The organism is Vibrio sp. 10N.286.55.E10, from assembly GCF_002872555.1.
GTDB lineage: Bacteria > Pseudomonadota > Gammaproteobacteria > Enterobacterales > Vibrionaceae > Vibrio > Vibrio crassostreae.
The window spans coordinates 34,715-47,062 of record NZ_MCSD01000057.1 but is presented as its reverse complement, the minus strand read 5'-3'; the positions used below and the strand labels follow the sequence as shown (position 1 = coordinate 47,062).

Below are 12,348 nucleotides of genomic sequence, written 5' to 3'. Positions count from 1 at the left end.
ATGCAGTTCAATCCCCCATTAGAGCCAGCGACTCTTATTAAACGCTATAAACGCTTTCTCACTGACATCAAACTTCCAGACGGCAGCGAGCGTACTATCCACTGTGCTAACACTGGAGCGATGACAGGATGTGCGACTCCTGGCAATACGGTGTGGTACTCAACCTCCGATAATGCAAAAAGAAAGTACCCAAACAGCTGGGAGATCTCAGAAACAGACAAAGGTCATCGTATTTGTGTAAATACTGCGCGAGCAAACCAGTTGGCAGTGGAAGCAATTGAAAATAATACTATAGTTGAACTCTTAGGCTATAACGCGTTACGAACCGAAGTGAAATATGGCAGTGAGAATAGTCGCATTGATATTCTGCTTGAGGATAACGAAAAGCCGCCTTGTTATATCGAAGTAAAAAGCGTCACTTTGCTCGACGAGCAAGAAACGTCAACTAAAGGGCAAGGCTTTTTCCCTGATGCGGTCACCACCAGAGGCCAAAAACATCTGCGTGAACTCACAGAAATGGTCGAATCTGGAAATAGAGCCGTACTTTTATTCACTGTTTTACATTCAGGTATTGAAAAAGTGTCTGCGGCACACCATATAGACGCCAAATATTCGTTATTACTAAAACAAGCACAAGACGCTGGAGTTGAAGTGCTTTGCTATAAAGCAGAGCTCAGCAATACTCAAATACAACTAAAACAAGCTGTTGAATTTATCAATAGCTAAGCAAAGATGCTGAACTAATCACATTGATTGCAAGTTTGAATAAGAGTATTTGCCACCATTCGTTCTTTCTGCTATAGATACCCGCCTTAAAATTAGCTGCTTTGCAGTTGACTAGGTGTAAATAGGAGATGCTGTATGCCAGAATCTAAGAAAAAAGCGCTAGGCATCCTAGCCATCGCAGGTGTTGAACCGTACCAAGAAAAGCCAGGTGAAGAGTACATGTCACCTGAGCAAACGGAACATTTTACAAAAATTTTAGCAGCTTGGCGCAACCAGCTCAGGGAAGAAGTTGATCGTACTGTGCACCACATGCAGGACGAAGCAGCGAATTTCCCAGACCCAGTTGACCGTGCTTCTCAAGAAGAAGAATTCAGCCTAGAGTTACGTAACCGTGACCGTGAGCGTCGTCTTATCAAAAAAATTGAGAAGACATTAGACAAGATCGAAGAAGACGATTTCGGCTTCTGTGATTCTTGCGGTATCGAGATTGGCATTCGTCGCCTTGAAGCTCGTCCAACTGCTGACCTTTGTATTGACTGTAAAACACTTGCAGAAATCAAAGAGAAACAGATGCAAGGTTAATTCTTGCAGATGTAAAGAAAGGGAGCCTTGGCTCCCTTTTTTGTTGGTGAACTCAGCGTTAAAGCGCGAGTTAGAAACAATAATACGACAGTTAAACGTCTTAAGAATCGGCTACTGCGGTACCATCCAGATTAGGTTGTTCACACATGAATTATATCGGGCGCTTTGCACCATCACCGTCAGGTCCTCTTCATTTTGGCTCACTTGTTGCTGCTCTTGGTAGTTACTTCCAAGCAAAATCTAACCAAGGAAAATGGTTGGTTCGTATGGAAGACTTAGATCCACCAAGAGAAATGGCCGGCGCTGCAGACCTGATTCTTAAGACGCTTGAGGCTTACCATCTATTTTGGGATGGTGAAGTCGTTTATCAAAGCCAGCGTCACGACATGTATCAAGCTCAAATTGATCAATGGGTCGCTGATAAACAAGCCTACTACTGCCAATGTACTCGTAAGCAGATAAAGGCTTTGGGTGGCTTTTACAATGGTCACTGTCGAGATGCAGGCTTAATCGATTCAGGTGAACAAGCGGTGCGCTTACGCATGGATTTTCCTGTAGAGTCCTTTGATGATGTGCGCCACGGCACGATTCAAATCCCTAAAGCATTAGCTGAAGAAGATTTTATTATTAAACGCAGAGATGGATTGTTTGCCTATAACTTGGCCGTTGTCCTTGATGACATCGAACAAGGAGTAACGGAAGTCGTAAGAGGCGCAGACCTGATAGAGCCAACAGGCCGTCAAATCAGTTTATATAAGACGCTCAAGCAAAAAACAGTGAGCTACTTGCACTTACCATTGGCAACCGATGACTTGGGGAATAAACTGTCAAAACAGAACCATGCCACCGCAATCAATCTCGACAATCCAAAACCAACGTTACTCAACGCGATGCGATTCTTAGGTTTTGATATCCCGACAGCCCTTTGTGAGGCTTCAATGGATGAGATTTTATTGTGGGGCTGCCAACAATGGAACGTCAGTCAGTTACCTGATAGTTTACAAAAAGAGCACTGTAATTAGCTCGAAACTCACGGCAAATAGCAAAAACGACACATAAAAATGCCATAACCAACCACTGTGGTTAAGCAGACGATGTTCTCAAATGGCTCGCGCTAAGCTATTATTAGCCGCAATTAAACTCTGCACTACCACTTTGGACTAAGAGAAAAACAAAGTTGGCGATACCTACTTTGTTCTAAACTAATGAATACAAACGACAATACCCCAAGCGAACAACGCGGATTCCACGAATTAGCTCTGAATATTTATACTCGTCAAGAGCACAATATTTCACGCAAGCAGATCAGCGACAACGCACTAAAAGTGCTATATCGCCTGAATGGTGCGGGTTTTGACGCATTTCTAGTTGGTGGTGGTGTGCGCGATATCTTATTAGGCTCTCAGCCAAAAGATTTTGATATTGCGACCAACGCAACGCCAGAGCAAATCAAACACCTCTTCAGAAACTGTCGTCTTATCGGTCGCCGTTTCCGCTTGGCACATATCATGTTTGGTCGTGACATCATTGAAGTGGCAACTTTCCGTGGCCACCACCAAGAACCATCGAAAAACGTGTCTGCACAATCGAAAGAAGGCATGCTATTGCGCGATAACGTGTATGGCAGTGTTGATGAAGATGCAGAGCGTCGTGATTTCACAATCAATGCGATGTACTACAACATTGCAGACTACAGCATCCACGATTACGCGGGTGGTGTAGAAGATTTAGAAGATAAACTGATCCGCCTGATTGGCGATCCAGAAACGCGTTACCGTGAAGACCCAGTACGTATGCTACGTGCAATGCGCTTCGCCGCTAAACTGGATTTCGATATTGAAGAAGACACAGCTGACCCGATTGAAGAGTTAGCGCACCTTCTAAGAGATATCCCAGCAGCGCGTCTTTACGAAGAGTCTCTGAAATTGCTGCAATCAGGTCACGGTTTAGAAACCTACCACCTAATGCGCGAGTACAACCTCTTTCAGCAGATGTTCCCAGCTGTAGCGGAATACTTCACAGAAGATTACGACTCTCACACAGAGCAGATGCTTGATTTGGTTCTCGATTCAACCGATCTTCGCATCGAAGATGGTAAGCGAGTAAACCCAGCATTCATGTTCGCAGCGATGCTTTGGTACCCAATGAACAAGCTTGCAGACAAACTTGTCGCTGAACAGGGTATGGCGCACTATGACGCGATCATGGAAGCGAGTAACATCATTCTTGATCAGCAAGTAAAGTCTATTGCGATTCCTCGTCGTCACACCGCAACCATTCGCGAAGTTTGGCAACTGCAACTTCGACTGCCTCGTCGCAACGGTAAACGCGCTGTTCGTCTTATGGAGCTCAACAAGTTCCGTGCAGGCTACGATTTCCTAGAAATGCGTGGTGAGATTGAGGGTGGCGAAACTAAAGATCTTGCGAAATGGTGGGAGCGTTATCAAACAGCCGGTCGCAACATGCGTCAAGCGATGGCTAACGACGTTGCAGCACCATCAAAGTCAGGCCATCGTCGCCGTAAGACTTACCGAAACAAAAAGAGTAAGCAATCAGAATGATAACGGCTTACATTGCGGTCGGCAGCAACCTTGCCGACCCAGTTAGCCAAGCAAATTTGGCTATCGAAACGCTAAAAAGCCTACCGCGATCAACGTTTATTGCGACCTCTCAGCTATATAGTAGCACTCCAATGGGGCCGCAAAATCAACCGGACTACATCAACGCGGTAGTCGCTATCCAAACCGAATTAACGCCAATTGAACTGCTTGATTGCACTCAAAAGATCGAGTTAGAGCAAGGGCGCGTCCGTAAAGACGAGCGTTGGGGGCCAAGAACCTTGGACCTCGACATTGTGTTATACGGCAATGAGGTGATCGATTCAGAGCGCTTAATTGTTCCTCATTACGGAATGAAAGAACGAGAGTTTGTACTCTACCCGCTTGCTGAAATCGCACCAAGTTTACAACTCCCTGATGGGACTGAGCTGACAGAACTACTGAAAATAGTAGATAAGAACGGGCTCAATGTTTGGCAACAATAGCCAAGCGCATTAAGGAAAACCAATGAAAAAAGTAACCATTAACGACCTGATCAAATGCAAACGTGAAGGCCGTAAATTCGCGACGTCGACAGCTTATGATGCGAGCTTTGCTCAATTATTCGAAAGCCAAGAGATGCCTGTACTACTTGTCGGTGATTCACTAGGGATGGTTCTACAAGGCCATAACGATACATTACCTGTCACCGTTGAAGATATTGCTTACCATACTCGCTCAGTGCGTGCTGGTAGCCCTAATTGCCTTCTTATGGCTGACATGCCTTTCATGAGCTACGCGACTCCAGAGCAAGCTTGTGAAAGCGCAGCTACCTTGATGCGTGCTGGCGCGAATATGGTAAAAATCGAAGGCGGAAGCTGGTTGGTTGATACTGTAAAGATGCTAACAGAACGTGCAGTACCAGTATGTGCACACTTAGGCTTAACACCTCAGTCTGTGAACATTTTTGGTGGTTACAAAATTCAAGGTCGTGACGACGAGCAAGCCGACAAAATGGTTGCTGACGCGCTAGCCCTGCAAAACGCAGGCGCTCAAATCGTTCTACTTGAATGTGTGCCAGCTTCATTGGCAAAACGAATTACAGAAGCTTGTGACGTACCGGTTATCGGTATCGGCGCCGGCAATGTTACCGATGGTCAGATATTGGTTATGCATGACATGTTCGGTATTTCTGCGAACTACATGCCGAAGTTCTCTAAGAATTTCCTAGCAGAAACCGGTGATATGCGTAAGGCAGTAGCTCTATACAAAGAAGAAGTAGAGAGCGCGCGCTTCCCTGATGAAGCTCATACAATCGCTTAGGAGTAAGTATGCAAACTTTTGCTGAAATAGCGGCTCTTCGTGAGCAGATTAAACAGTTTAAGCGTGATGGACGTACGGTTGCTTTTGTACCGACAATGGGAAACCTACATGAAGGCCACCTAACTCTAGTAAAGAAAGCTCGAGAACTGGCAGACATCGTTGTGGTAAGCATCTTTGTAAACCCAATGCAGTTTGACCGCGCCGACGACCTAAACAACTACCCTCGCACGTTAGAAGCAGATTTAAGCAAACTAACTGGCGAAGGCGTTGAGCTGGTATTTACACCAACGCCAGAGGTGATGTATCCAGATGGATTAGACAAACAGACGTTTGTTGAGGTCCCTGGCATATCTCACATGCTTGAAGGTGCATCTCGTCCAGGTCATTTCCGTGGCGTAGCGACGATTGTCACCAAGCTGTTTAACATTGTTCAGCCAGACTTTGCATGCTTCGGCAAAAAAGACTTCCAGCAGCTTGCTGTTATTCGCCAGATGACCACTGACTTAGCGTTAGACATTAAAGTTGTGGGCGTTGCGACCGTTCGTGAAATGGACGGCTTGGCAATGAGCTCTCGCAATAGCAATCTAACGATTGACGAACGCCAACGAGCACCAGTTCTAGCGCGTACTATGCGCTGGATCAGCAGTGCTATTCGTGGTGGTCGCGATGACTACGCATCAGTAATTGAAGATGCAACCGACCAGCTACGCGCTGCAGATCTTCAACCAGATGAGATATTCATTTGTGATGCGAAAACGCTACAAGCGATCACTCCAGAATCCACTCAAGCTGTGATTCTTATGTCAGCTTTCCTAGGTAAGACTCGTCTTATCGACAACCAAGTTCTCGACTTGGTAACGGAAACCAAAGAAGAAGTGAAAGAAGAAACCGCTGAGTAATCGCTTTCTTCTCTAAACACAAAGCAAAAGCACAAGTGAAAGAGACAAAAAAGGTCGATGTAATATCGACCTTTTTCTTTGCCTGCAATTCTGGCTAACTAGGTATTAACTACGTAAGCCAATACCCTTTGTCACTAGGTAGTGTGCAATGCCATACAACAGCACGATAAACACGCCTAGTACGCCAAACGACGTCACGATACCCACATCAGACACACCCAGAAAGCCATATCTAAACGCGTTTACCATGTAGACAATCGGGTTCAGCTTCGACACACCCTGCCAAAACTCAGGCAACAGGCTAATTGAGTAGAACACACCACCCAGATACGTCAGCGGCGTTAAGATGAAGGTTGGGATAATAGAGATATCATCAAACGTGCGTGCGAATACCGCGTTAATCAAGCCACCCAGAGCGAACACTACCGACGTTAAAAATACTGTCGCAATGATCACCCCCCAATGGTCAACTTGTAAGTCGACAAAGAACAAAGATACGAAGGTTACGATAGTGCCCACTAACAAACCACGCACTACACCACCCATTACGAAACCGGCGATAATCACGTAGTTAGGAACCGGAGCTACAAGCAACTCTTCAATATTCTTTTGGAACTTAGCACTAAAGAATGACGAGGCCACATTCGAATATGAGTTGGTGATCACCGACATCATGATCAGGCCAGGAACAATGTATTCCATATAACTGAAGCCGTTCATTTCACCAATACGAGCACCAATCAGGTTACCGAAGATGATGAAATAAAGCGTCATGGTAATCGCTGGCGGCACCAGAGTTTGCACCCAGATACGCGTGAATCGATTGATCTCTTTCGTCAACAAACTGCAGAAAGCTGTCCAATATAGGCTGTACATATTATTTACTCCCCTCACGGACAATACTCACGAATAGCTCTTCTAAACGGTTTGCTTTGTTACGCATAGAGAGGACTTTCACCTGTTGCTCGCTCAACTGAGCGAAGATGGTATTCAAACCTAGGTTTTTATCGATTTCGATTTCTAGCGAGCCATTGAGCATGACTTGGCTATTCACACCTTCAAGCTTAGGTTCTGTCGTGCCTTCTTCCAGATCCAGAATAAAGGTCTCAGCACTCAATTTGCCCAACAGCGCTTTCATGGTTGTGTTCTCAATCAACTCACCGCGATTAATGATGCCGATGTTGCGACACAACATTTCCGCTTCTTCTAGGTAGTGCGTGGTCAAGATAATGGTAATGCCCTGCTTCTCATTGATCTCTTTTAGGAATTCCCACATTGAACGACGCAGTTCAATATCAACACCCGCCGTTGGTTCATCAAGGATCAACAAATGAGGTTCATGCATCAATGCACGCGCGATCATCAAACGACGCTTCATACCACCAGACAAGTTACGCGCACGTTCGCCACGTTTTTCCCACAAATCGAGTTGAGATAGGTACTTTTTCGCTCGCTCTTTCGCCAATGCTTTTGGCACGCCGTAATAGCCCGCCTGTTGCAACACGATCTGTTCAACGGTTTCGAACGGGTTAAAGTTGAACTCTTGGGGCACTAGACCTAAGTTCTGCTTCGCCAACTCCAGATCAGTATCAATGTCGTAACCGAACACTTTAACCTTGCCTGAAGTTTTGTTTACCAGTGAAGAGATAACACCAATGGTGGTTGATTTACCCGCACCATTTGGACCAAGTAGTGCGTAAAAGTCGCCTTTTTCTACTTGTAAACTAACGCCCTTAAGAGCCTCGAAGCCCCCAGCATAAGTTTTTCTTAATTGCTCAATTTCTAATGCATACATAGAGATAGACTGCCATTTGCTATAGATAAGATGTAGACGACCGAGCTTGAGGAAGAGAGTAATGCTTAAAACGAGCTAGCAGAAAACTAACCCAAACTTGTTTACTCGGCCATTTTGCAAACAAGTTTATCGTTGATTAACGATGAATACAAATATCGTGTGAGAGTTTATTTCAAAAAAAATAAGCGTCTTGGCTACGTGAAGACTAAATCAATGTTCAGTAAATATAAAAATGCCGCTAAGTGATTCACTTAACGGCATTAATGATCAGCCTTGAAGTGAGCGTCTATAGCTTATTCATATCAGCTCATTCATGTTCGCTTATTACTGAAAATTAAACTGACTCAAATTGATGCTCATCTCTGTCGACATAGCTTGTTGCTGCCGTCAGCGCTTCATATCTGAATCGATAAGTGTTGGATTCAGGTACTAGGTCAATCACGTGGAACTTCTCTAGTTGCTGACGAGTATTCTCATTAGGACACAGCAGGTACACCTCACACTGCGCATCCAATGCATCCTTAATCGCATTCTCTAGCGCAAGGCCAACAGTGACATCAATCATAGGGACATCTGTCAGGTCTAGAATCATCGCTTCATAGTCAGAGATACTTGAGTGCTGGCGTGAAATCGCTTTTGAAACACTGAAGATCATTGGCCCTGAAAGATAGAAGAACAGAACCTTACCATTGGCACTATCGAGTAACTGACGTTCGCTATCGGTCAATGGGATATCGTCTTCGTCATCACCATCACTGATCGCCTTAACTTGTCTGGCTTGCTCTCGGCTCAATCTTTCAATAATCAGAATATTCGAGATAAACACGCCCAGTCCGACCGCAATAATCAAGTCGACAAACACAGTCAGGAGCATCACGCCGTACATCACGCCCATGCCGGCATAGCTAACCTTGTGTGCGCGTTGGATAAAACTCCAATCCAGGATATTGAAACCAACATACATCGCGATACCAGCCAGCACTGCCATAGGAATCGGTTCTGTTAAGCCACCCGCAACCAATACCACTAGCGCAAGTACTAAAGCTCGAATAACACCTGAAAGCGGAGAACGCGCTCCTACCTGAATATTAGTCACTGTCCCCATGGTTGCCCCCGCACCAGGCAGCGCACCAAACAGACCAGAGATCATATTCGCAATGCCTTGGCCGCGAAGTTCTTTGTCTGAGTCATGCTCTTTACGAGTCAGTGAGTCTCCGATAACCGCGGTAAGAAGCGTATCAATGCAGCCAAGCGTACCTAGTACCAAGGCATCAATAACCATGGTAGTGAACTGTTCAGCGCTGATTGTAGGGATAACGAGAGAAGGCAAACCGGCTGGGATTTCACCAATGCGGCGAATAGAATCGGTATCAAAAATAATGACAGACAAGAGCGTCACAGCAACCAAAGCGACCAGTTGAGCAGGCACATACTTACGATACTTAGCGGGAAAACCGAAAAGAATGCCGAGTGTCAAAGCGCCTAAAAACAGCTCACTGATTTTAAGATTAGCCAGTGTATCTGGAAGTGCGGAAAGCGTGCCCATCACCCCTCCAGAGGGGGCTGCGTGTCCTAATAAAGGGGACAACTGCAGAATAATTAGAATAACGCCGATACCCGACATAAATCCGGAGATCACGCTATATGGCATCAAAGTAACGTATTTTCCGAGCTTTAACGTACCGAGTAGTATCTGAAATGCACCTGCCATCATTACCACGGTGAAGGTCATTGCCATTCCGGTTTCAGGATATTTAGCCACCATGCTGGTCATTACCGCCGTCATGATCACTGTCATCGGGCCGGTTGGCTCAGATATCAGGCTGCTTGAACCGCCGAACAAAGCTGCAAATAGGCCAACCATGATGGCTCCCCAAAGGCCAGCTTCCGCGCCCGCACCAGAAGCAACACCAAATGCCAATGCTAAAGGCAATGAGATGATGGCTGTAGTGACACCACCAAACATATCCCCTTTGAGATTGATATCCGTAAAACGACTTCCAAACAAAACACACCTTCCTGATGATGAAATGACAAACCTTATCACTTTAACAAATGTATCAAGTGTTCAGAAAGTGTTAATTCAATCACATTATTCATGTCTTATAACCGGATCATAGCTTCTACGCTAAGTTAATGATTTTAACAACGAGTACACGTCAGATGAGTACTATTTGACACAGTTTTTACGAGATTGAATTTGTAACATTGTGTATAGTTGAGATTCTTAATTAAGGGATGTAAGACGCAAAATGCCAGAGATTAAACAGCTTTTTGAAAACAACTCTAAATGGTCAGAAGAAATTCGCTCTCAACGACCTGAGTATTTTACAACGCTTGAAGAGGGTCAAAGCCCTGGTTTTCTATGGATTGGCTGCTCAGATAGCCGTGTTCCGGCCGAGCGTCTCACTGGTTTATATTCTGGCGAACTGTTTGTTCACCGAAATGTGGCGAACCAAGTGGTTCATACCGACTTAAACTGCCTCTCAGTTGTGCAGTACGCCGTCGATGTACTCAAAGTTAAACACATCATTGTCTGTGGTCACTACGGTTGTGGCGGTGTTAATGCGGCGATTGATAACCCTAAACTTGGCCTTATCAACAACTGGTTACTTCATATCCGTGATAACTACCTAAAATACCGTAAGCAAATCGAAGGGCTACCTCGTGAGCAATGGGGTGACAAGTTGTGCGAAATTAACGTCGCAGAACAGGTTTATAACCTAGGCAACTCAACCATTATGCAGAATGCGTGGGAGCGTGGCCAAGAAGTTGAAATCCACGGTGTGGTTTATGGTATTGGCGATGGCAAGCTGCAAGACCTTGGCGTACGTTGCTCAAGTAACGATACCCTAGAGAACAGTCACTTAGATGCATTAAACAAGATCTTAACGACGCCTCTTCTTAGTCAACAAAGCTAACCCCCTTCTGTAATAAATACAAAAAGCCCGCATCAAGCGGGCTTTTTAATGACTTCTAAACCACAAGCGCAATGATTACTCTTGAGGTACTACCTTACCGATGTACGGTAGGTGACGATATTTTTGTGCGTAGTCGATACCAACACCAACAACGAACTCATCTGGGATTTCAAAACCAATCCACTTTGTATCTACAGTCACTTCACGGCGAGAAGGTTTGTCTAGTAGCGTACAAATTTCGATAGACTTAGGGCCACGTAGGCTTAGAATCTCTTTCACCTTAGTCAGCGTGTTACCCGTATCGATAATATCTTCTACAAGTAGAACGTCTTTACCTTGAATATCATCATCAAGGTCTTTCAAAATACGAACATCACGTGAGCTTTCCATGCCGTTGCCGTAGCTAGACGCGGTCATGAAATCAACTTGGTGAGTTAAATCAATAGCACGAGCAAGATCCGCCATAAAGACAAACGATCCACGTAATAAGCCAACTAAAACCAGATCTTCACTACCTTGGTAGTGTTCCGTGATCTGTTTGCCTAGTTCGTTTACTCGATCCTGAACTTCTTGCTCAGAGATCATGACTTCAACTGTATGCTTCATACTGCTCTCATTTTGTTTGGTGATTGCGACAAGTGTAGACAGTTTTGCCATTGGTGCCGCTCAATTTGTGCGTAAGTCTAGCACTGCTCAAATACCCACACCACCTTATGGTTCCAATTTACTGTCAGATTATCAATGAAATGTGCACTTGTGCTTTGTCTGATAGTCGCCTCCTTTCACATCAATGTGGATCACGCTTTATGTATCAAGTTTGATGTAACTGTCTATTAAACAAGCTGAAAGGATTGACCATTCGCATATGCACCATTACACTCATCTTGGCTTAAATAATAATAAAATCATTAATATAAAAAAATCGTTGGCAAGGAAAATAAAATGGACTCAATCTCTAAGAGACCTAGAACTAGGCTTTCACCTTTAAAAAGAAAACTTCAGCTGATGGAAATCGCGCTTGAAGTGTTCTCTCGTCGCGGCATTGGCCGTGGTGGTCACGCTGACATTGCAGACATCGCTCAGGTATCAGTAGCAACAGTATTTAACTACTTCCCTACTCGTGAAGATCTGGTTGATGAAGTGCTTAATCATGTTGTCCGTCAATTCTCAAACTTCCTTTCAGACAATATCGATCTAGATATTCACGCAAAACAAAACCTACATAATATTGCGACTGAAATGGTGACACTAGTAGCTCAAGACAGCCACTGGTTGAACGTATGGTTCGAATGGAGCGCATCGACGCGTGATGAAGTATGGCCACTGTTCGTAACAACAAACCGCACTAACCAAATGTTGGTACAAAACATGTTTAGTAAAGCGATTGAGCGCGGCGAAGTTTGTGACGATCACGATCCTAAGCATCTAGCGAACCTATTCCACGGCATCTGCTACTCGCTATTCATCCAAGCGAAACGTGTAGAAACACCTGAAGAGCTTTCAAGCTTAACAGATAGCTACTTAAACATGCTGTGCATTTATAAATAGATTCGAGATTCGAGATT

The 12,348-nt window shown here is 44.8% G+C and carries 13 protein-coding genes; 9 read left to right on the top strand and 4 right to left on the bottom strand.

The window, feature by feature from the left end:
• The 7 genes from sfsA to panC all read left to right on the top strand — a co-directional run bounded on the left by sfsA (position 1) and on the right by panC (position 6,067).
• Positions 1 to 726 carry a DNA/RNA nuclease SfsA gene (gene sfsA / locus BCV39_RS20165; protein WP_102433046.1) on the top strand — a complete coding sequence of 242 codons (726 nt, stop codon included), beginning with the start codon at positions 1 to 3 and terminating at the stop codon, positions 724 to 726.
• Positions 727 to 861: 135 nt separating this feature from the next.
• The gene (gene dksA, locus BCV39_RS20160; protein ID WP_004738189.1) at positions 862 to 1,308 is read left to right on the top strand and encodes an RNA polymerase-binding protein DksA; all 447 of its coding nucleotides are present in this window, start codon (positions 862 to 864) and stop codon (positions 1,306 to 1,308) included.
• 146 nt (positions 1,309 to 1,454) lie between these two features.
• Entirely contained in the window at positions 1,455 to 2,330 is an 876-nt protein-coding gene (gluQRS, locus tag BCV39_RS20155) for a tRNA glutamyl-Q(34) synthetase GluQRS (protein ID WP_048658186.1), read from the top strand.
• A 183-nt stretch (positions 2,331 to 2,513) separates the two neighbouring features.
• Positions 2,514 to 3,869, top strand: coding sequence for a polynucleotide adenylyltransferase PcnB (gene pcnB, locus BCV39_RS20150; RefSeq protein ID WP_019819797.1), 1,356 nt, complete (start codon positions 2,514 to 2,516; stop codon positions 3,867 to 3,869).
• Positions 3,866 to 4,351 carry a 2-amino-4-hydroxy-6-hydroxymethyldihydropteridine diphosphokinase gene (folK, locus tag BCV39_RS20145; RefSeq protein WP_004735459.1) on the top strand — a complete coding sequence of 162 codons (486 nt, stop codon included), beginning with the start codon at positions 3,866 to 3,868 and terminating at the stop codon, positions 4,349 to 4,351. The genes pcnB and folK overlap by 4 nt, the downstream gene beginning before the upstream one ends.
• 22 nt (positions 4,352 to 4,373) lie before the next feature.
• On the top strand, positions 4,374 to 5,168 hold the full coding sequence (gene panB, locus BCV39_RS20140) for a 3-methyl-2-oxobutanoate hydroxymethyltransferase (RefSeq protein ID WP_017059433.1): 795 nt from the start codon (positions 4,374 to 4,376) through the stop codon (positions 5,166 to 5,168).
• A gap of 8 nt (positions 5,169 to 5,176) precedes the next feature.
• Positions 5,177 to 6,067 (top strand): pantoate--beta-alanine ligase, encoded by an 891-nt coding sequence (gene panC / locus BCV39_RS20135; RefSeq protein WP_048658188.1) that lies wholly within the window; start codon positions 5,177 to 5,179, stop codon positions 6,065 to 6,067.
• Between the two features lie 105 nt (positions 6,068 to 6,172).
• On the opposite strand, the gene BCV39_RS20130 is transcribed toward panC, so the two are convergent.
• The 3 genes from BCV39_RS20130 to BCV39_RS20120 form a co-directional block, all read right to left on the bottom strand.
• Complete coding sequence (locus BCV39_RS20130; protein ID WP_010435987.1) at positions 6,173 to 6,943, bottom strand: ABC transporter permease; 771 nt, start codon at positions 6,941 to 6,943, stop codon at positions 6,173 to 6,175.
• Position 6,944: 1 nt separating this feature from the next.
• Positions 6,945 to 7,862 carry an ABC transporter ATP-binding protein gene (locus BCV39_RS20125; RefSeq protein ID WP_048658189.1) on the bottom strand — a complete coding sequence of 306 codons (918 nt, stop codon included), beginning with the start codon at positions 7,860 to 7,862 and terminating at the stop codon, positions 6,945 to 6,947.
• 334 nt (positions 7,863 to 8,196) lie between these two features.
• Positions 8,197 to 9,828: a SulP family inorganic anion transporter gene (locus BCV39_RS20120; protein ID WP_170960822.1), complete on the bottom strand. Its 1,632-nt coding sequence runs from the start codon at positions 9,826 to 9,828 to the stop codon at positions 8,197 to 8,199.
• A gap of 286 nt (positions 9,829 to 10,114) precedes the next feature.
• On the opposite strand from BCV39_RS20120, the gene can reads away from it, so the two are divergent.
• Positions 10,115 to 10,783 (top strand): carbonate dehydratase, encoded by a 669-nt coding sequence (gene can / locus BCV39_RS20115; RefSeq protein WP_048658190.1) that lies wholly within the window; start codon positions 10,115 to 10,117, stop codon positions 10,781 to 10,783.
• Between the two features lie 75 nt (positions 10,784 to 10,858).
• On the opposite strand, the gene hpt is transcribed toward can, so the two are convergent.
• Entirely contained in the window at positions 10,859 to 11,389 is a 531-nt protein-coding gene (hpt, locus tag BCV39_RS20110; protein WP_060982661.1) for a hypoxanthine phosphoribosyltransferase, read from the bottom strand.
• Positions 11,390 to 11,725: 336 nt separating this feature from the next.
• Here hpt and BCV39_RS20105 point away from each other — a divergent pair, with 336 nt between their 5' ends.
• Positions 11,726 to 12,331, top strand: a complete 606-nt coding sequence (locus BCV39_RS20105) for a LuxR/HapR/OpaR family quorum-sensing transcriptional regulator (RefSeq protein WP_019824386.1) — start codon at positions 11,726 to 11,728, stop codon at positions 12,329 to 12,331.
• The last annotated feature ends 17 nt before the right edge of the window (positions 12,332 to 12,348 follow it).

Bases quoted from the DNA above. Each gene is read 5' to 3' on its own strand.
- BCV39_RS20125 (WP_048658189.1), bottom strand. From the start codon at position 7,862: ATGTATGCATTAGAAATTGAGCAATTAAGAAAAACTTATGCTGGGGGC.
- panC (WP_048658188.1), top strand. From the start codon at position 5,177: ATGCAAACTTTTGCTGAAATAGCGGCTCTTCGTGAGCAGATTAAACAG.
- BCV39_RS20120 (WP_170960822.1), bottom strand. From the start codon at position 9,828: ATGTTTGGTGGTGTCACTACAGCCATCATCTCATTGCCTTTAGCATTG.
- sfsA (WP_102433046.1), top strand. From the start codon at position 1: ATGCAGTTCAATCCCCCATTAGAGCCAGCGACTCTTATTAAACGCTAT.
- hpt (WP_060982661.1), bottom strand. From the start codon at position 11,389: ATGAAGCATACAGTTGAAGTCATGATCTCTGAGCAAGAAGTTCAGGAT.
- can (WP_048658190.1), top strand. From the start codon at position 10,115: ATGCCAGAGATTAAACAGCTTTTTGAAAACAACTCTAAATGGTCAGAA.
- BCV39_RS20130 (WP_010435987.1), bottom strand. From the start codon at position 6,943: ATGTACAGCCTATATTGGACAGCTTTCTGCAGTTTGTTGACGAAAGAG.
- dksA (WP_004738189.1), top strand. From the start codon at position 862: ATGCCAGAATCTAAGAAAAAAGCGCTAGGCATCCTAGCCATCGCAGGT.
- pcnB (WP_019819797.1), top strand. From the start codon at position 2,514: ATGAATACAAACGACAATACCCCAAGCGAACAACGCGGATTCCACGAA.
- panB (WP_017059433.1), top strand. From the start codon at position 4,374: ATGAAAAAAGTAACCATTAACGACCTGATCAAATGCAAACGTGAAGGC.
- BCV39_RS20105 (WP_019824386.1), top strand. From the start codon at position 11,726: ATGGACTCAATCTCTAAGAGACCTAGAACTAGGCTTTCACCTTTAAAA.
- folK (WP_004735459.1), top strand. From the start codon at position 3,866: ATGATAACGGCTTACATTGCGGTCGGCAGCAACCTTGCCGACCCAGTT.
- gluQRS (WP_048658186.1), top strand. From the start codon at position 1,455: ATGAATTATATCGGGCGCTTTGCACCATCACCGTCAGGTCCTCTTCAT.